11 protein-coding genes are annotated in these 19,379 nt (G+C 71.7%); 1 reads left to right on the top strand and 10 read right to left on the bottom strand.

Translation table 11 applies throughout. The annotated features are described in order from the left end of the window. From ACNNMR_RS21185 to ACNNMR_RS21210, 6 genes are all read right to left on the bottom strand, one after another. A complete protein-coding gene (locus tag ACNNMR_RS21185; RefSeq protein ID WP_419996229.1) occupies window positions 1-2,742 on the bottom strand; it encodes an FtsX-like permease family protein in 2,742 nt (913 codons plus the stop codon). After that, window positions 2,739-3,509: an ABC transporter ATP-binding protein gene (locus ACNNMR_RS21190; RefSeq protein ID WP_419996230.1), complete on the bottom strand. Its 771-nt coding sequence runs from the start codon at window positions 3,507-3,509 to the stop codon at window positions 2,739-2,741. The genes ACNNMR_RS21185 and ACNNMR_RS21190 overlap by 4 nt, the downstream gene beginning before the upstream one ends. A gap of 94 nt (window positions 3,510-3,603) precedes the next feature. Next, window positions 3,604-4,131, bottom strand: coding sequence for an NUDIX hydrolase family protein (locus ACNNMR_RS21195; RefSeq protein WP_420000428.1), 528 nt, complete (start codon window positions 4,129-4,131; stop codon window positions 3,604-3,606). A 62-nt stretch (window positions 4,132-4,193) separates the two neighbouring features. Further along, on the bottom strand, window positions 4,194-7,205 hold the full coding sequence (gene tmk, locus ACNNMR_RS21200) for a dTMP kinase (RefSeq protein WP_419996231.1): 3,012 nt from the start codon (window positions 7,203-7,205) through the stop codon (window positions 4,194-4,196). 981 nt (window positions 7,206-8,186) lie between these two features. Beyond that, window positions 8,187-11,009 (bottom strand): type I DNA topoisomerase, encoded by a 2,823-nt coding sequence (topA, locus tag ACNNMR_RS21205; protein ID WP_419996232.1) that lies wholly within the window; start codon window positions 11,007-11,009, stop codon window positions 8,187-8,189. A gap of 216 nt (window positions 11,010-11,225) precedes the next feature. Next, entirely contained in the window at window positions 11,226-12,188 is a 963-nt protein-coding gene (locus tag ACNNMR_RS21210; RefSeq protein ID WP_419996233.1) for an Lrp/AsnC family transcriptional regulator, read from the bottom strand. Between the two features lie 112 nt (window positions 12,189-12,300). Between ACNNMR_RS21210 and ACNNMR_RS21215 the strand changes: the two genes are divergently transcribed. After that, window positions 12,301-13,866 (top strand): MFS transporter, encoded by a 1,566-nt coding sequence (locus ACNNMR_RS21215; RefSeq protein ID WP_419996234.1) that lies wholly within the window; start codon window positions 12,301-12,303, stop codon window positions 13,864-13,866. Here the strand turns inward: ACNNMR_RS21215 and ACNNMR_RS21220 are convergent. The 4 genes from ACNNMR_RS21220 to ACNNMR_RS21235 all read right to left on the bottom strand — a co-directional run bounded on the left by ACNNMR_RS21220 (window position 13,763) and on the right by ACNNMR_RS21235 (window position 19,310). Then, the gene (locus ACNNMR_RS21220; protein WP_419996235.1) at window positions 13,763-15,334 is read right to left on the bottom strand and encodes a DUF7059 domain-containing protein; all 1,572 of its coding nucleotides are present in this window, start codon (window positions 15,332-15,334) and stop codon (window positions 13,763-13,765) included. The two genes, ACNNMR_RS21215 and ACNNMR_RS21220, sit on opposite strands and share 104 nt — an antisense overlap. 36 nt (window positions 15,335-15,370) lie before the next feature. Continuing rightward, complete coding sequence (locus ACNNMR_RS21225) at window positions 15,371-15,982, bottom strand: small secreted protein (protein ID WP_419996236.1); 612 nt, start codon at window positions 15,980-15,982, stop codon at window positions 15,371-15,373. Window positions 15,983-16,126: 144 nt separating this feature from the next. Beyond that, window positions 16,127-18,547: a sodium-translocating pyrophosphatase gene (locus ACNNMR_RS21230; RefSeq protein ID WP_419996237.1), complete on the bottom strand. Its 2,421-nt coding sequence runs from the start codon at window positions 18,545-18,547 to the stop codon at window positions 16,127-16,129. Window positions 18,548-18,848: 301 nt separating this feature from the next. After that, entirely contained in the window at window positions 18,849-19,310 is a 462-nt protein-coding gene (locus ACNNMR_RS21235; protein WP_419996238.1) for an ATP-binding protein, read from the bottom strand. Window positions 19,311-19,379: the final 69 nt, after the last annotated feature.

Consider the following 19,379-nt stretch of genomic DNA (forward strand, 5'->3'; position numbering starts at 1 on the left):
CTACGGGCCCGCACCCAAGCCATGGGTGCGGGCCCGCGGCATGATCCCGGCGTACGTGACCAGCCCCACGACCGCCACGGTCAGCGCGGCCTGTGCCGGCGATACGTACGGCAGCGCGCGGGCGGTGGCGAAGCTGAACGCCGCCAGGGGGAGCAGGGCGACGGCGGCGCCGAGGGCGAGTCCGGTGGCGGCGATGAGGGCCGCCTCGGTGCGGAGGAGGGCGCGGAGGTGGTGGCGGGAGGCGCCGGCGCGGTGGAGGAGGGCGAGTTGGGGGCGGCGGCCGGTGGTGATGAGGGCGAGGGTGCTGAGGACGGAGATGAGGGTGAGGGCGGCGATTGCGGCGACGGCGGTGCCAGCCACGGCGGTGGTGAGGGACGCGTCGGGTGGGCGGAGGTGGACGGGGGCGGGAGCCTTCGCCGGTCGCGTATCGGTCGCCAGCAGCGCACGGGTCGGCGGCTCCGATACGTACGGCCGCAGCTGATCGGCCGCGAAGAGGAAGTCGCCGAGGGCGAGGGATCGTTCGTAGACGGCGGCGACCCGCAGCTTGCGCTCCTGGCCGTCGCCGAGGCGGAGCGTGAACGTATCGCCGGGGTCGAGGCCCATCGAGCGCGCGCGGTCGCGGCCGACCGCCACGGTGCCGGGCTTGTCCAGCCCGGCAAGGTGGCCGGAGCTGACCTTCGGGTCGAGGGTGTCAGGCAGCGCCGACGGGGTGACGCCCAGCGCGGGCAGCCGGTCGAGGCGCGGCTCCCCGGCCTCGCGGCGGGCGAGGACGACGGTGGTGGGCAGCACTTCGGTCGCGGCTTTGACGCCCGTACGGGCCCGGAGCCGGTCGAGGTCGACGCCGCCGGGGGCGGCCACCTCCGTATCGGCGCGGAGAGCGGCGGCGGCCTGCTCGGCGCCCGCGTGGCGCTGCGTCGCGTCGGCGCCGAGCTGGACGGTGGCGAAGGCGGTGACCAGCACGATCGGGGTGATCGCGGCGCCGAGGCGGCGGGAGTTGGCGGCACACTCGGCGGCGGCGAGAAAGCCACCTGGCCCGCGCCGCCGCAGCGGCTTGTCGAGCAGCCGCATGGCGGCGGCCGCAATCCAAGGCCCGAGCAGCGCGCAGGCGGCGGTCATCGTCACGGCGGCGGCCCCGGCGGCAGCCGCCGCCGTCTCACCGCTTTGCGCGGCCGCGGTGCCCGCGGAGGCGGTGCCGATGAGCAACAGCCCGACCCCGGCGCGCTGCCGGGCCCGGGACGGCCGCCGGTCGTGGCGGTCGGAGCGCGGGGTGGCGAGGAGCGCGACGAGGCGGGCGAGCCCGAGGGTGAGGGCGGCGGTGAGGAGGGGGGCGACGAAGAGCCAGGGTGGGGTGGGGAGTTGAAGCCCTTCGGGAGTGGGGAGCGGCTGCCAGGCCGCCAGGAAGGCAGGCACGGAGGCGACGCTGCCGAGCAGAGCCGCGCGGGCGGCCACGTACCCGACCTCCCGGCCAACGGCAGCGCGGAGCTGCCGCGGGGTGGCGCCGACGGCACGTAGGAGAGCGAGCTCAGGGCGGCGCTGGTGCAGCGCCTGTGCGATCAGCGAACCGACGACAAGCAGGCTCACCATGACGAGCGTGGCCGCCACGGCCCCGAGCAGCTCGAGCAGCCCGCTGCGCGCGGGTGCGGCATCGAGATGCTCAGCCGCACCACGGCCATCGCCGGTGAGGATGCGCGGGGCGGTGCGGTCGTCCTTGGCACGATGGGAGGCGGCGGAGTCCCGTACATCCGCGGCATCGAGGGCACGGCGGATGCGGTCGTGGAGGACAGCGCTGCCGACACCCGGCTCGGGCAGGACACCAATGGTGGCTACGGAGCCGGGGCGGCCGGTGAGCGTACGGGCATGGGCGGCGGTGAAGTAGACCGCCTCGGGCCCGCTCGCAATGCCGACGACGTCGTAGGTCCGCCGCTGCCCGTCGACGCTCACGGTGACCTTTGCGCCCGGTCGTCGAGCGGAGGATGCCTCACCAGCGAGGCTCAGACTGCCCGTACCGCTCGCACGCGCGGGGGCCCCGCCCCCCTTCCGCAGCCAGCCTTCCGTTTCCCGCACCGAGCCCGAACGCGGGACGGCGACGCTGCCGTCACCATCCGATGCCAACTCTCCCGCCGCACGCGCGAGCCCACCGCCCACAACCACCTCACCCGCCGCCCGCGGCGCGCGCCCCTCGCGTAGCTCGTACGGAGCGAGGGCAGCGGCAGGCCAGGGGCGCCCGGTGGCGGCGACAGTCTCCCTGCCCCCGCCGTCCCGGGTCGCGCCGCCCGCGACCGCGACCCCGACCGGGACCGAGTCGTCGGGCACCGCCTTCCGTACGCCCTCCACCCCCGCGACCACACCCACCGCAGCCCGCGGCAGCCGAACCCGCTCAGTCAGCGCGACCTCCTCCGTATTCGGCTCGCTCCCCCAGGGCTTGGCCGTAAAGCGCGTGCTCTGGTCGCCCGCGACCACGAGCGGCGCGGCCGCGTAACGCTCCACCCGCGCATGCCCGAGCGCGGCGGACCCGATGGCGAGGGCGAAGCCCCCGAGGACGAAGGAGGTAAGGACGAGGGCGGCGAAGACAGCGGCCCAGGCCCGCCGATGAACCCGCAGCGACCGAGCGGCGAGCAGCCGGGCAGCAGTTGTGCCCGTACGGGACGGGGCCGGCGCCCCGCCGTCCCCGGGACGCGACGCCTGCGCCGAGCCCGTTGGCGCGTTCGCCGCAGGCGATTGCCGCCCCCACGCGCGCCTCACCACCCACCCCCGGCAATCGCGCCGAAGGCGCCCCGTACGGCCGCCGCATCCGGCTCATCCAGCCGCCCGACGACCCTCCCGTCCTCCAGGAACACCGCCTCATCCGCCCACTCCGCCGCCACCGGATCATGCGTGACCATCACCACCGTCCGCCCGTCGGCATCGACGGCCTTGCGCAGCAGCCCCAGCACCACCCCCGCGGACACCGGATCGAGCGCCCCCGTCGGCTCATCGGCGAAGACGAGTTCCGGCTCGGTGAGCAGCGCCCGCGCGATCGCGACCCGCTGCCGCTGGCCGCCCGAGAGGTCGGCCGGCATGTCACCCGCCCGGTCGGCGAGGCCCACGGCCTCCAGTGCGGGCAGCGCGCGAGCGGCGTCCGTGACGACGCCGCCCAGGATCAGCGGAAGGGCCACGTTCTCCGCGACGGTCAGCGACTCGACGAGATTCAGCGACTGGAAGACGAAGCCGAGCCGCTCCCGGCGGAGCCGGGTCAGCGCGGACTCGTTCAGCGCCGCCAGCTCCGTACCGCCGACGCGGACCACCCCGGACGTCGGCCGGTCGAGACCGGCAGCACACTGCAGCAGCGTGGACTTGCCGGACCCGGACCGCCCCAGCACCGCCACGAAGCGGCCCGGCCGGACGGCCAGGGTGACGTCGTCCAGGGCGCGGCGGTCGCCGCCGTACGTACGCGAGACGCCCTCGAAGCTGAGGGCGAGGGGATGATCCTGAGTGCGTACGGCCGTACCGCCGCGCTGCCGTCTGAACATGACGTCAACGCTAGAAATCCCCCGCCCGCCGGGCGATGGTGCAGGCAGGCAAGCCGAGGTGGAGCGGACTACACCTCAGGACGAGCGCGACGCCTCAGAACGAGCAGCCCAGATGCGCCAGCGCCTGCTTGATCAGCAGCCCGTGCCCACCGGTCGTCTCCCGCTGCACCGCGTCCGACGCGGCCTCCTGCGGCGTGAACCAGACGAAGTCCAGCGCATCCTGCCGCGGCGCCGCCTCGCCCGTCACGGGGACGACGTAGGCGAGGGAGACGGCGTGCTGGCGCGGGTCGTGGTACGGCGTGATGCCCTGCGTCGGGAAGTACTCCGCGATGGTGAACGGCTGCGGCGACGCCGGGATCTTCGGGAACGCCATCGGCCCGAGATCCTTCTCCAGATGCCGCAGCAGCGCGTCCCGCACCCGCTCGTGGTGCAGCACCCGCCCGGAGACCACGGCGCGGCTCACGGTCCCGTCGGGGCCGATGCGCAGCAGCAGGCCGACCGCGATGACCTCGCCGCGGTCGTCCACGCGGACCGGTACGGCATCGACGTAGAGGATCGGCATCTGGGCACGCGCCTGCTCCAGCGATTCGGGAGCAAGCCAGCCGGGCGAGGTGTCGGTCATGTCAGCCATCGTCTGATCGTATGCCGTGAACGCCTCGCCCGGGCCAGGCCCAAGGTCCTGCGTCAGCGGCGGCGCCGCTGCTCCTCTTCCTCATCGTGCGGGCCGAGGAGTTCGTCCGCGAGCGTGGGGAGGTCGTCGAGCGGCGTTTCCACCGCCCAGTCGGGGCGCTCGCGCTGCGCGCGCTCGCCTGCCCCGGGCTCCTCGACCTGCGGAATCACCCGGGTCTCCGCAGCGTCCGGATCGGGGACCTGCGGGATGACCCGCGTCTCCTCCGCGTCCGGTTCCGGGGTCGACTGCGGCAGCTTCTGCGTGGTCGCGGACTCGGAGTCGGCGGGGGCGCCGGGCTGCGGGAGCTGCTGCGTGGTGGCCTGCGAGGGCGCGTCCTCCGGAGCGGCATCCGCGGGCGCTGCCTGCGGCAGCTCCTGCGTCACCTCGGCCGGGCTCTCCGCGCCGGTGGAATCAGCGGCGTCGGCAGCGCCGGCCGCTGTCGCCGCTCCCTCCGCCGCCCGCCGCGCCTCCTCGGCCCGCAGCAGCGCCTCTTCCGCCCGCCGCTGCTTCTCGCGCCGCCGCTCCTCGGCCTCGGCGCGCAGCCGCGCCTCCTCCTCGGCCTGCCGGCGCTTCCGCTCCTCCTCCTGCCGGCGCGCAGCCTCCTCGGCCTCGCGCCGCTTGCGCTCCTCCTCGGCCATCAGCCGGGCTTCCTCCGCCCGCTGCCGGGCGATCTCCGCCTCGCGCTCGGCCTCGCGCTGCTTGGCCTCCTCGATCTCGCGGCGCTTGCGCTCCTCTTCCTCGGCGCGCAGCCGGGCGAGGGTGGCCTGCCGCTCCTGTTCGAGGCGCTCTTCCTCGGCCTTACGGGCGGCCTCCTCGGCCTCCCGCCGCTTGCGCTCCTCCTCGGCGCGCTTACGGGCCTCCTCCTGCGCCTGCACCTCGGCGTCGGACAGCGGCAGCATCTGGTCGAGCCGGTGCCGTACGACCGTGGTGATCGCCTCGGCCTCCTGCGCGGCCTCCACCACCAGATAGCGCGCCGGATCGGCGGCAGCCAGCGCCAGGAACCCGGACCGCACCCGCTCATGGAACTCCGCCGGCTCCGACTCCAGCCGGTCCGGCGCCTCGGTGAACCGCTCCCGCGCCGCCTCGGGCGCGATGTCGAGGAGGACGGTGAGGTGCGGTACGAGACCGTCCGTCGCCCACCGCGAGATCCGCGCGACCTCGGTGGGGGACAGGTCGCGGCCGGCGCCCTGGTAGGCGACGGAGGAGTCGATGTAGCGGTCGGAGATGACGACGGCGCCGCGCTCGAGTGCGGGCCGTACGACGCTGTCCACGTGCTCCGCGCGGTCGGCGGCGTAGAGCAGTGCTTCGGCGCGGTGGGAGATGCCTTCGCTGCTTACGTCGAGCAGGATTGACCGCAGCCGCTGCCCGATCGAGGTGGCGCCCGGCTCGCGGGTCACGACGACGTCGTGGCCCTTGTCGCGGATCCACTGCGCAAGCGCCTCCACCTGCGTGGACTTGCCCGCGCCGTCGCCGCCCTCCAGGGCGATGAAGAAGCCCTTCGCCGACGGCGCCTGCGCCGGCTCCGCGCCGCGGAAGAGCGCGTCGCGCAGGTCGCGGCGGAGCGAGACGCCCTGCCGGTCGTCGGTCCGTACGAGCGCGAAGGCGGCGACCGGCAGCAGCAGCGCGCCGATCAGCATGAACGCGAAGGCCGCGCCCCCGTGCGCGAAGACGAAGTCGCCGCTCTCCACCCGGTGCTGCCCGATCACGGCGGCGAGCAGCGGGGCGCCGATGGCGGCGAGCGCGATGGCGATACGTACCGCCGCGTGCAGGTGGTCGGTGAGCCGCTGGCGGCGCGGGTCCTCGGTCTCCTGGTCGAGCAGGTCGTGGGCGGTGGCGGCGGTGGTGCCGGCCGCGATGCCCGCGAGGAGGGCGAGGAGCAGCCCGGTGGTCGCGTCGCCGACGAGGCCGACGGCGAGCAGCGCGATGCCGGTGACGGCGGTCGCGGTCGCCAGCAGCCGGCGGCGGGAGAGTGCGGGCAGGATGCGGCTCGCGTACCGGATGCCGATCACCGGGCCGCCGGTGAAGGCGAGGACGAGGAGCCCGTACGCGACGGGGCCGCCGCCGAGGTCGTAGGCCTGCAGCACGGCGAGCGAGACGGACGCGGCGATGGCCGCGGCGACCGCGGCGCCGGCGAGGACGAGCAGCGGGATGGCGCTCGTACGGCCCTTGTCGGGCGCGCCGTTGCGCTTCGGGCGGCGCAGGCCTTCCAGGGGGGAGCGGGGGCGGGTGCCGCTGCTGTCGGGGAGCTCTACGAAGTAGAGGACCGAGATGGAGGCGGCGAAGAGGCCGGCGGCGAGATAGCTGCCGAAGGCGGCCTGGTGGGTGGTGAACCAGTCGAAGCCGGAGCCGAGGAGATTGCTGATCAGGGTGACGACGACGAGGCCGGCGGCGGCGATCGGCAGGCTCAGGTAGGCGGTGCGGAGGGAGAGGCGGCGCAGTGCGTCGAGGCTGTCGGGCAGTGGCCTTATCGCGGCGCCTTCGGCGGGCGGGGCGGGGAGCAGGGCGGGGGCGGCGCTGTCCTTGGCCACGGTCCACAGGCGCTCGGCGACGCCGGTGACGAAGGCGGTGACCAGGATCCAGCCGAGGGCCTTGTCCGGGGTCCAGTCGATCCACAGCGGCGCGATGAGCAGCGCGGCTGCTCGGAGGGCGTCGGTGGTGATCATGGTCCAGCGGCGGTCGAGGGGGGCTCGGGTGCCGCTGCCGCGGTCGCGGTCGCCTCCGGCGAGGAGGGCGGATACGGGGCCGAGGAGGACGGCGCCGAAGAGGAGGGTGGCGAGGATGCGTACGCCGAAGACGACGGCGATGGCGATGGCGGCGCCTCGGTATCCGCCGCCGAAGCTCTCGGCTGATACGGCGGCCTGGAGGCCGAGCAGGACGAGCACCAGGACGGACAGCGCGTCGCCGATGCCGCCGACCAGCTGGGCGCCCCAGAGGCGGCGCAGCGGGGGGTAGCGCAGGAGCGCGCGCAGTGCGCGTTCGCGCGAGTCGGCGGCTAGGGCGTTGTGGTCGTCGGCTGCGGTCACCATTCCGCCAAGACTAGCGGGGCGCGGGGCTCCGCTTCACGGCCGTGTCCGAACGGTTGCCCGGTTCTTCTCTTCGCGCCTGGCGGCGCGGGCATCCTGTGGCTCCGCCACGGAGTCCTCAAACGCCGGACAGGCTCATAGTGGGTGGGCCGGGCCGAGTTCCGCGACACTACCGAAGAAAACCTCTGTGGCCGGCCTGGGCAGATTCCGGGGTTTTCTTCGGCAGCGTCGCTCCACTCGACCCTCCTCCCGGACAAGGTTAGGTCGACCCAGGCACCGCCCCTCACTCGTGGCCAACCCCGCACCGCAACCCCCCACCGCGCGATACCTGCGGCCTGCTGAAGAAGTCCCCGGAGCAGGCCCACCGAATCCACCCCAAGCCCAACAAACACCCGAGCCGTCCCCGCGTACTCGACACCCCCCGGCGTACTCGCCCCCCCCCGCGCACTCGACGCCCCCCGACTCCTCCCGCCGCCGACTCCTCCCGCGCACTCGACGCCCCCGGCTCCTCCCGCCGCCGACTCCTCCCGCCGCCGGCGCAGCGCCCCGGCAACCCCTCGGCTCCTCCCTCCGCCGGCACAGCGCCCCTGCCACCACGTCCACCAGCCCAAGGCCCAGCGCCAGCACGCCCAACCAACTGGGCCACCCCAGCTCCCCCCTCGTCCGCCCCCCCAACCGCTACCCGGCCACCCCAACCCAGCCCCCGCCCCCACTCCCCCGCAGCCAGCCACCCCACTCGCACCGAACCCCAAAGCACCCCGGCAGCGCGCCCGTCACCATCCGATACCAACCCACCCGCCAACGACATCAGCCCACCCACCGCCCATACCAACCCACCCACCGCCGACACCCACCCACCCATCCACCACCGACACCAACTCACCCATCCACCATCGACACCAACTCACCCACCACCAACACCAAACCCGCCCGCCACCCTCGCGGAGCGAGAGCAACGGGCGGGTGGGTGGGCCAGTAAGCCGGTCAGTCGTCCGTACGAGCCGACGCCGTCTTCTTAGCCGTCGACTTCTTAGCCGCCGCCGTCTTCTTGGCCGTCGTCTTCTTGGCCGTGGTCTTCTTCGCAGCGGTCTTCTTGGCGGCAGCCTTCTTCGCCGGTGCCTTCTTAGCCGGCGCCTTCTTCACTGCCTTCTTCTTCGCCGGCCCCTTGGCCCGCTTCTCCGCCAGCAGCTCATACCCGCGCTCCGGCGTGATCGTCTCGACGTCGTCATCCCGCCGCAGCGTGGCATTCGTCTCGCCATCAGTGACGTACGGCCCAAACCGCCCGTCCTTCACGACCACCGGCTTCTCCGACACCGGGTCCGTGCCCAGCTCCTTCAGCGGCGGCTTGGCCGCGGCCCGGCCCCGCTGCTTCGGCTGGGCGTAGATCGCCAGCGCCTCTTCCAGCGTGATGTCGAAGATCTGGTCCTCGGTCTGCAGCGAGCGCGAGTCCGTCCCCTTCTTCAGGTACGGGCCGAAGCGCCCGTTCTGCGCGGTGATCTCGACGCCCTCGGCGTCCGCGCCCACCACCCGCGGCAGCGACAGCAGCTTCAGCGCGTCCGCCAGCGTGACCGTGTCCAGCGACATCGACTTGAGCAGCGAAGCCGTCCGCGGCTTCACCGCGTTCTTGCCCGTCTTGGGTGTGCCCTCCGGGAGGACCTCCGTGACGTACGGGCCGTAACGGCCGTCCTTCGCCACGATCTGGCGCCCGGTCTCCGGGTCCGCGCCCAGCTCGAAGTCGCCGCTCGGCTTGGCGAGCAGTTCTTCCGCGTACTCGACCGTCAGCTCGTCCGGCGCCATGTCGTCCGGCACATCGGCGCGCTGGCCGGTCTCGCCCTCGACCTCCGAGGGCTTCTCGACGTACGGGCCGTAGCGCCCGACCCGCAGCACGATTCCGTTCCCGACCGGGAAGGACGACACCTCGCGGGCGTCGATCGCGCCCAGGTCGGTCACCAGCTCCTTCAGCCCGGCGAGGTGGTCCTCGCCGGAGCCGTTACGGGAATCCACCGGCGTCTCGACGCCATCGCTGCCGAAGTAGAAGCGCCGCAGCCACGGCACCGCCTGTGCCTCGCCGCGGGCGATCGCGTCGAGATCGCCCTCCATCTTCGCGGTGAAGTCGTAGTCGACGAGCCGCCCGAAGTGCTGCTCCAGCAGCCGGGTCACGGCGAAGGAAAGGAACGACGGCACGAGCGCCGTCCCCTTCTTGAAGACATATCCCCGGTCCAGGATCGTCCCGATGATCGAGGCGTACGTCGAAGGGCGCCCGATCTCCCGCTCTTCCAGCTCCTTGACCAGCGTCGCCTCGGTGTAGCGGGCCGGCGGCTTCGTCGCGTGGCCGTCGACGGCCAGTTCCTCCGCCGTCAGGCCGTCGCCCTCGGCTACCTGCGGGAGCCGGCGCTCGGCGGAGTCCAGCTCGGCGTTGGGGTCGTCGGCGCCCTCGACGTACGCCTTCATGAAGCCGTGGAACGTGATGATCTTGCCGGAGGCCGTGAACTCGGCGTCCCGGCCGTCAGCTGACGTTCCCGCCACCTTCACGGTCACCGACTGCCCGGTCGCATCCTTCATCTGCGATGCGACTGTGCGCTTCCAGATCAGCTCGTAGAGGCGGAACTGATCGCCGCTCAGGCCGGTCTCGGCCGGCGTGCGGAAACGATCACCCGACGGGCGGATGGCCTCGTGCGCCTCCTGGGCGTTCTTGACCTTCGAGGCGTACATCCGCGGCTTGTCCGGCAGGTAGTCGCTGCCGTACAGCTGCGTCACCTGCGCCCGCGCGGCCGCCACGGCCGTGTCGGAGAGCGTGGTGGAGTCCGTACGCATGTAAGTGATGAAGCCGTTCTCGTACAGCCGCTGGGCGACCTGCATGGTCGACTTCGCGCCGAAGCCCAGCTTTCGCGAGGCCTCCTGCTGCAGCGTGGTCGTACGGAACGGGGCGTAGGGCGAGCGCCGGTACGGCTTGGACTCGACGCTGCGGACGGAGAAGTGGGTGTTCTCCAGGGCGGCGGCGAGCGCCCGGGCGTTCTCCTCGTTGAGGTGCAGGACGGAGTCGGTCTTCAGCTGGCCGTCGGGGCCGAAGTCGCGGCCCTGTGCGATCCGCTTCCCGTCGACCGCGCTCAGCCGGGCGCCGAAGGACGACGGGTCGGACGCGTCTCCGGCCCGGCCCGTCGCGAAGGTGCCCGTCAGGTCCCAGTACTCCGCGGACCGGAAGGCAATCCGCTCCCGTTCCCGCTCCACGACCAGCCGGGTGGCCACCGACTGCACACGCCCGGCCGACAGCCGCGGCATGACCTTCTTCCAGAGCACGGGCGAGACCTCATACCCGTACAGCCGGTCGAGGATCCGTCGCGTCTCCTGGGCGTCGACAAGCTTCTGATTCAGATCGCGCGGATTATTGACGGCCTGCTGGATGGCGTCCTTGGTGATCTCGTGGAAGACCATCCGCTTGACCGGGACCTTGGGCTTCAGCACCTCGAGAAGGTGCCAGGCAATGGCCTCGCCCTCGCGGTCCTCATCCGTCGCGAGAAAGAGTTCATCGGACTCGGCCAGGAGCTGCTTCAGCTTGCTGACCTGCTGTTTTTTGTCACTGTTTACGACATACAAGGGCTGGAAGTCGGCGTCGACATTCACGCCCAGCCGCGCCCACGGCTCTCCCTTGTATTTGGCCGGAACCTCGGCGGCACCGTTCGGAAGATCGCGAATGTGCCCGACGCTCGATTCGACCTCGTAGCCGGGGCCAAGGTAGCCCTTGATCGTCTTCGCCTTGGCGGGCGACTCCACGATGACGAGTCGGCGGGTCTGGCTGGTGGCGGACAACTTCGCTCTCTTCTCCGGTCGTCTTTGCTGCGGTCCTGGGCCGGTGGCTCTGCCGTGCGGCATTGCTGCGGAGTGTGACGGTACATCCCGCCCCCGTGTCAAGCGGCAAAAGCCCAGGGCGTCACTCGAACGGTAACCCGACTACCGGTCTTCCTGCCGCACACCCCTTTAAACCTGGTAGGTCGACAAGCGCCCCCGGGCGTGTCGCGGATCACCTCACCGCCGCCCCTCCTCGTACCTGAGCTGCTTGATCTGCCGGAGGACGGAGGACGTATCGATCCGCTCGACCCCTTCGAGCCGGCCGAGCGGCCCGCTGAGATACCGGTACAGATCGGGTACGTCCCGTACGACAACGACCGCGACAAGATTGCACCGGCCGGCGACCGCGGCGGCAAAGGCGACCTCGGGATGCGTCGCCATGGTGGCGCCGACCTGGTCGAGCAGCGCGGGCGAGGCCGTGATCCACAGCACGGCACGGTGGCGATAGCCCACGGGCTCCGTGTCGTACTCGACATCGATATAGACGGCGCCGGTCCCCAGCAGCCGCTCCAGCCGCCGCCGCACCGCCGACTCGGACTGCCCGGTGGCCCGCCGCAATTCGGGAAGGGTCGCCCGCCCGTCCCCCTCCAGGGCAACGACCAGCGCCTCGTCCTCAGCCCCGATCGCCGCGGCTCCATTCGTCCCACGGACGGGACTGAGCGCGTCGACCTCCTCGGCCCCCAGCGCATCGGACTTGTGCAGCCATCCCTCCGGCCCCCCGTAAAAGCGGTGCAGGATCTGATGCGCATGAATCTCGACGATCGACGGCGTCCGCGGCAGCTTGCTGAGCAGCAGCTCCTCGTGCTCTCCCCGGGACCGCACCCGCGTGCTCACAATCACCTCGGTCCCCCCGGACGCAAGACCGATCCAGGCCGTATCCCCCCGCCGCGCCAACGCCCGGGCAATCGCATCAGCCCCATCAGGCGCACACCGCAACGACAGCATCCACTGGTCCTGCCCCAGCCGAACCCCGTCCCGCACCCCCACCACCCGCAGCCCGGCCCGCTCACAGAGCCGCCGATACCGCCGCGCCACGGTCTGATCGGACACCCCGATCACCTCACCGACCCGACGGAACGGCACCCGGCCGTCGACCTCGAGAGCATGCAGCAGCTTGCGATCGACATCGTCGAATTGCACCGTGTACTTCCCTCTTAGTGTCGGATTCCACCGATAACTGTCTTCTGCGTACGAGTATCCACCACCCCGCGCGCAGCCTTCGGAGCGAACCAACTCCCGAAGGGAAACCACCATGACCAAATGGCGACCGCTGCTCGCGGTCTGTCTCGGAACCTTCATGCTCCTGCTGGACATCACGATCGTCGTGGTCGCCCTGCCGGACATGGGCCACGCCCTGGGCGCCTCGCTCTCGGACCTCCAGTGGGTCATCGACATCTACGCCCTGGCCCTGGCCGCGGTCCTCATGGGCGCGGGCGCCATGGCCGACGTGGTCGGCCGCCGCAAGATGTACCTCCTCGGCACCGCCCTCTTCTCCCTCGCCTCACTCGCCTGCGGCCTGGCCACGAATCCCGCCATGCTGGTGGCGGCCCGAGGCATCCAGGGCATCGGCGCCGGCGCGATGTTCGCGACGACCCTCTCCCTCCTCGGCGCCACCTACTCCGGCCGCGACCGCTCCATCGCCCTCGGCACCTGGGGCGCGGTAAGCGGCGCCGCGGCCGCCCTCGGCCCCATCCTCGGCGGCCTCCTGACGCAGGGCATCGGCTGGCGCTGGATCTTCTACGTCAACCTCCCCCTGAGCGCGGCGGCAATAGCCCTGACCCTGCTGGCAGTCCGCGAGAACAAGGGCACCGGCCGCCGCATCGACTGGCCGGGCACGGCCACCTTCGCGGTCTTCGCCTCGGCGACGGCGTATGCGGTGCTGCGCGCCGGCGCCCTGGGCTGGACCTCGGCGGAGCCGCGGACGGCTGCCGTGCTGGCGGCGGCTGCGCTGCTCGCCTTCATCCTGATCGAGCGCCGCGCGCCCCATCCCATGCTGGACCTGGCCCTCTTCCGTCGCCCTGCCTTCGTGGGCTTCATGCTCGGCGCTCTGGCCCTCAATGCCGCGGCCTTCGGCGTCCTCCCGTACACCTCGATCTGGCTGCAGACCCTTCTCGGCCTGAGCCCCGTACGCGGCGGCCTGGTGCTGATCCCCCTGGCTGCCGCGGCCTTCGTGACCGCGGCCGCCGGCTCCCGGGCCCTGGACCGGCTTCCCCAGCGCTGGGTCATCGGCGGCGGCCTCCTGCTGATCGGCACAGGCGCCCTGGCCCAGGCAACCCTGTCCGGCACATCGGGGTGGCCCGCCCTGACGACCGGCCTGATCCTCACCGGCATAGGCGTAGGAATGGTCAACCCCTCGGTGGCCGGTGCCGCCCTGGCAGCAGTCCCCCCGCAACAGGCCGGCATGGCCTCAGGAGCGGTGAACACCTTCCGTCAGCTGGGATATGCCTTCGGCGTGGCGATCTTCGGCACGCTGACCACGAACCGGATGGCATCGGCCCTGACGGGCAAGGCCCCCGACCCGGACGCGGCGTCCCACGCCCTGGCGGGTGGCGGGGCAGCCGGCCTGCACCTGCCGGAGCCGGTCCTCCGGTCCGCCTTCGCGGCGGGCCTGAATACGGCCAATGTGGTGGCAGGCTCCGTGGCCCTGGCGGCGGGAGTGGCCGTGCTTCTTCTCGTACGCCCATCGGCAAGCCGCGATGCGCGGGAGAGGGTTGCTACGGCCGCCGGGAAGGCGCCCTCATCGACGCCCCACGCTCAGCCGCCGCGACCGGCTCGAGAAACCCCTCGGCCACCATCTCCCGGATCACCCGGGGCGTAGCCTCCCGCAGCGCACCCGAGTCCTCGCCCACCAGTTGGGCGATCGCATCGAGAATCCGCCCCGCACTCAACGACCCGTCACAGGCGCCGACGAAGCCGGCGCCGACGGTGTCGGCCCGCAGGGCGCGGCGCATGCCTCGCCCGCGCCGCAACACGACATGTTCCGGGTCCTCCTCGCCGGGCCTCCCCACCTGCTCCTGCACCACGTCCCCGGCCATCACGAACTTGGTGGCCAGCAGCGAGTCATCCCTCACTCCCCGCAGGAAGTCCTGCCGCGCGAAATGCCCCCGCACCTCGTCCCCCAGCGGCTGCTCGACCGCATGCGGCCACTCCTCCACGGTCAGCGACGCACCACCGGCCACCGCCGCCGCGGACTTCCGCAACGTGATCCACCCGAACCCGACGGCCCGCGTTCCCCGCGACGCGAACTCCTCCAGCCACGCGTCGTACCGCTCCGCATACGCGTCGGCCCCCGGCCGATCCCCCGCATCCCGCAGCCACAGCTCCGCGTACTCCGCGACGTCCTGCACCTCCCGCTGCACGATCCACGCATCGCATCCGGCGGGCACCCACCGCGCGACGCGCTCGCGCCAGTCGCCCTCGCCGGTGTGCTCCCAATTGGCGAGCAGCTGGCAATAGCCGCCCTCAGAGAGGTACGCCCCCGCCTGCTCGACCAACGACCGGCACAGCTCGTCCCCCCGCATCCCGCCATCCCGATACGTGAGCCGTCGACTGGGCGAGATCACAAAGGGTGGATTGGAAACGACGAGATCAAAGCTCTCCCCGGCCACCGGCTCGAAGAGCGACCCCTCGTGCAGCTCCGCCTCCGCAGCCCCCGACAGCCCAAGCGTCAGCCGCGTCGCGGCAAGCGCCCGCGGGTTGAGGTCCGTGGCCGTAACCGACGAAGCATGCACCCCCGCGTGCAACGCCTGAATCCCGGACCCGGCCCCCAGATCCAGCACCCGCACACCCTTGTCCCGCACGGTGATCCCGGCAAGCGTCATGGACGCCCCACCGACCCCGAGCACAACATCGGGCCCGCCCCGAGCCCCCGCGGCACCCCCCACCGCACACCCGAGGTCGGATACGACAAACCAGTCCTGCCCGTCTGGCCCGCCGTACGGCCGCACATCCACAGCGGCCCGTACGAGATCGCCCTCCGCGCGCAGCCATCCGTCCGCCAGGCACTCCTCGACGGGCAGCACGTCCGCGACGGCGCTCCGTGGCACGGCTCCCTGCAGCAGAAAGAGCCGTACGAGCGCGGCCAACGGCCCCGGCTCCCGGGTCGCGCGCTCCGCGGGCACCGTCTCGCCGCGGCCGAGCGCCGCGTAGGCAGGGCCACCGAGAAGTTCCAGAACCCCATCGGCGGTGAACCCCTGCGCAAGAAACGCATCCCGCAGCGCGGCGCACCGCTCGGGGGCGGGAAGGGGGACGGGCGGGGTGGCGGCGGCGTCGCTGTTCGTACTCACGCCGCCATTGTGACGGGCCGCCCCGCCCGAAGCGGTCTACGCCGCCTTAGAAGGCACGGACTCCGGCTTCTGGCACCCGGCCTGCTCCGACATCGCCTGGCCGAGCCGCCCGGACTGCAGCTTGCCCAGCGCGTGGTCGCCCGTCTTGTTGAGCTTCTCGAGCTCGCCCGCGACGTCCTTCAGGCCCTCGCCGAAGTCGCCCTGGTCGCTCGTGTCGAGCTTCTCGACGGTGGTCTTGACGGCGTTGTACGCCTTCGCCGTGTCGCGGAGCTCCTTCACCGCCCCGGTCTGGGTGTTCTTGCCGTCGTCGATGGGCGGGGCGCCTGCCCCCTCGACCGCGTCGCCCATGGCCGCGTAGGCCTTGGCGATCTTGTCGAAGGAGGTCTTGTAGGCGGACTGGACCTTCGCCGGGTCCTTCTCCTCCGCGGCCTTGGTGATGTCCGCGTTGGCGGACTGGATCGCCTTGAGCTGCGGCTGGACCTTGTCGCAGACCGTGCCGGCCCAGTCCTTGGCCTTGGCGTCGTCGCCGTTGTCCTTGCCGCAGCCGGTCAGCGCGAGGACCACGACCGCTCCCGCGGCCAGCGGGGCGGAAAGCTTCTTGCTGAAACATCTACCGATCGGCACCGGGGCGTCCTTTCCATGGCTCATCAGCCCCGGAAGATACACCGGACATCGCCTCTTATGACGAATTCCGCAGCTCGCACACGGCACGATGCCCCTTTCGCACCAACCTGCAGCGCAAAAGGGGCATCGCGGGGTGTTACGGATCACCCGGATCCGTTATCGGGTCACTCAGCCGTTGGCGGCGCTTACAGCCGGGTCGGCTGTCTTGGACGTGGCAGCCCGACCCGGGGTCTCCTCTCCCTCGTCGGAAACGGCGATCCCGCGCCGCTTGGACATGTACACAGCGCCGACGACGACCGCGATCGCCACCGCGGCGATCGCGACCCGCACCCCGACGCTCTCGTCAGGCCCGTACGAGAACTGCACCACCGCGGGCGCGATCAGCAGCGCCACCAGGTTCATCACCTTGAGCAGCGGGTTGATCGCCGGGCCTGCGGTGTCCTTGAAGGGGTCGCCGACCGTGTCGCCGATCACCGTCGCGGCGTGGGCCTCGCTGCCCTTGCCGCCGTGGTGGCCGTCCTCGACGAGCTTCTTGGCGTTGTCCCAGGCGCCGCCCGAGTTGGCCAGGAAGACGGCCATCAGCGTGCCGCAGCCGATCGCGCCGGCGAGGAACGAACCGAGCGCCCCCACGCCGAGCGAGAAGCCGACCGCGATCGGTGCCATGACAGCCAGCAGGCCGGGCGTGCGCAGCTCGCGCAGCGCGTCCTTCGTGCAGATGTCGACGACCTTGCCGTACTCCGGCTGCTCCGTGTAGTCCATGATCCCGGGCTTCTCGCGGAACTGCCGCCGGACCTCGAAGACGACCGCGCCCGCCGACCGTGAGACCGCGTTGATCGCGAGCCCGGAGAAGAGGAACACGACCGCCGCGCCGAGGATCAGGCCGACCATGTTGTTCGGCTGGGAGATGTCCAGCGCGAGCCCCATGGGTCCGTCCTTCTCGCCGAACACCTCGCCCGCCTTCGTGGCCGCGGTATCGATCGCATCGCGGTACGAGCCGAAGAGCGCCGCCGCGGCCAGCACGGCCGTGGCGATGGCGATGCCCTTGGTGATGGCCTTGGTGGTGTTGCCCACCGCGTCCAGGTCGGTGAGGACCTGGGCGCCCTCGCCCTCGACGTCGCCGGACATCTCGGCGATGCCCTGGGCGTTGTCGGAGACCGGGCCGAAGGTGTCCATCGCGACGATGACGCCGACGGTGGTCAGCAGGCCGGTGCCGGCCAGGGCCACCGCGAAGAGCGCCAGCATGATCGACGTACCGCCGAGCAGGAACGCGCCGTACACGCCGAGGCCGATGAGCAGCGCCGTGTAGACGGCGGACTCCAGGCCGATGGAGATGCCGGAGAGGACCACCGTGGCCGGGCCCGTCAGCGACGTCTTGCCGATGTCGCGGACCGGGCGCCGGTTGGTCTCGGTGAAGTAGCCCGTCAGCTGCTGGATGAGCGCCGCCAGCACGATGCCGATGGCGACGGCGACGAGCGCGAGCAGCTGCGGGTTGCCGTCGTGGCCGGCGATCGCGTCGCCGACGCCGTCCAAGTCGCTGTAGGACGACGGCAGATACGTGAAGACCGCGATGCCCACCAGCACCAGCGAGATCACCGCGGAGATGAGGAACCCGCGGTTGATCGCCGTCATCCCGCTCCGGTCGGACCGCCGCGGCGCGACCGCGAAGATGCCGACCATCGCAGTGATGACGCCGATCGCCGGAACGATCAGCGGGAAGGCCAGCCCGGCGTCGCCGAAGGCGACCTTGCCGAGGATGAGCGCGGCGACGAGGGTCACCGCGTACGACTCGAACAGGTCGGCCGCCATGCCGGCGCAGTCACCGACGTTGTCGCCGACGTTGTCCGCGATGGTCGCGGCATTGCGCGGGTCGTCCTCGGGGATGCCCTGCTCGACCTTGCCTACGAGGTCGGCGCCGACGTCCGCGGCCTTGGTGAAGATGCCGCCGCCGACACGCATGAACATCGCGATCAGCGCGGCGCCGAGGCCGAAGCCCTCGAGCACCTTGGGCGCGTCGGCCGCGTACACGAGCACGACCACCGCGGCGCCGAACAGGCCGAGGCCGACGGTGAACATGCCGACGACGCCGCCCGTACGGAACGCGATCTTCATCGCCTTGTGCGAGACCTCGGTGAGGTCCTTCGCGGACTCGCCCTCGCCGGGAGTCGCCTCCCGGGCGGCGGCGGCCACGCGCACATTGCTGCGCACCGCGAGCCACATGCCGATATACCCGGTGGCGGCCGAGAAGACCGCGCCCACCAGGAAGAACAGCGAACGCCCGATGCGCTCCGACCAGTCGTCGGCGGGCAACAGGAAGAGCAGGAAGAAGACGGCCACGGCGAAGACGCCGAGGGTCCGCAACTGCCGTGCCAGATAGGCGTTCGCGCCTTCCTGCACCGCAGCGGCGATCTTCTTCATGCTGTCGGTGCCCTCGCTCGCGGCGAGAACTTGACGTACCAGGACCACCGCAAGTGCGAGCGCGGCCAGGGCCACGACGGCCACGACGACCACAAGCCCTCTGTTGCCGCTGGTCAGCGACGGGTCAGCGGCTAGGGGAAGGTCCTGTTGCAGTGGGGTGAAAAGCCCCGCCATTCGTCCTCCTTGACGTACGGCACATGGGCGCGCGGCAATCCCCGGCTCTGACCTGGGGTGGGCGGCCGCAGCGCTCAGGCGTCCTGAGCTGCAAGATGTGGACGGATTGTAGGGAGGAGAACTAGATCAAAACAGTGCGCGTGAAGCGGAATTCGGACTACGCCGTCTTCAGAGCGGCTGGAGGCCGAGCACAATTCCCTCGAACGAGCTACCGGTGATGACCGGAAATGATCTACGAGTCAGCAGAAAATGATCTCGGAAGGGGCTCGTCAGAGGCTTACCGGGGACTTGCGGGAATTGATCAAGAACTCGCGATATCCGGATTGGTGGGCCAGCTCATCCTGATCACGCCACCCTGATCGTCGCTGGTCACCTCGACGTCATCGACCAGCCCGCTGATCACCGCGAGCCCCATCTCGTCCTCGCCGGAGGGCTCTTCGGGCAGCCGCTCGGGGTCGGGGTGGGCCGTGGCGCCGGTACGGGCCGTGGGCACGCCGCCGGCGGCCGGGGTCTCGGGTGCCTCGTCGCCGACCTCGATGGAGAACTTCTTCTCCTCTTCGTTCAGCACCACACGCACGGGGGAGTCGATGCCGGCGGCGCGGTGCAGCCCCACGGCGCGCGAGCAGGCCTCGCCGACGGCGAGGCGCACCTCATCGAGCACCGCCTCATCGACGCCGGCCCGGCGGGCGACGGCGGCCGCGACCAGACGCGCGGTGCGCACATGCTCGGGAAGGGCGCTGAAGCGCAATTCGACGGTGGCCATGCCATCCCCCTCGGGTCCATGCCTGCCCGGCCGCCGCTACCGGGCCATTTCGGCGGGTGCGCGGCGAGG

The sequence above is a fragment of the Streptomyces boninensis genome (genome assembly GCF_048572725.1).
Lineage (GTDB): Bacteria > Actinomycetota > Actinomycetes > Streptomycetales > Streptomycetaceae > Streptomyces > Streptomyces boninensis.

Coding starts and splice junctions, on each gene's coding strand:
- ACNNMR_RS21215 (WP_419996234.1), top strand. CDS start 12,301: ATGACCAAATGGCGACCGCTGCTCGCGGTCTGTCTCGGAACCTTCATG.
- tmk (WP_419996231.1), bottom strand. CDS start 7,205: ATGGTGACCGCAGCCGACGACCACAACGCCCTAGCCGCCGACTCGCGC.
- ACNNMR_RS21225 (WP_419996236.1), bottom strand. CDS start 15,982: ATGAGCCATGGAAAGGACGCCCCGGTGCCGATCGGTAGATGTTTCAGC.
- ACNNMR_RS21190 (WP_419996230.1), bottom strand. CDS start 3,509: ATGTTCAGACGGCAGCGCGGCGGTACGGCCGTACGCACTCAGGATCAT.
- ACNNMR_RS21230 (WP_419996237.1), bottom strand. CDS start 18,547: ATGGCGGGGCTTTTCACCCCACTGCAACAGGACCTTCCCCTAGCCGCT.
- ACNNMR_RS21235 (WP_419996238.1), bottom strand. CDS start 19,310: ATGGCCACCGTCGAATTGCGCTTCAGCGCCCTTCCCGAGCATGTGCGC.
- ACNNMR_RS21195 (WP_420000428.1), bottom strand. CDS start 4,131: ATGACCGACACCTCGCCCGGCTGGCTTGCTCCCGAATCGCTGGAGCAG.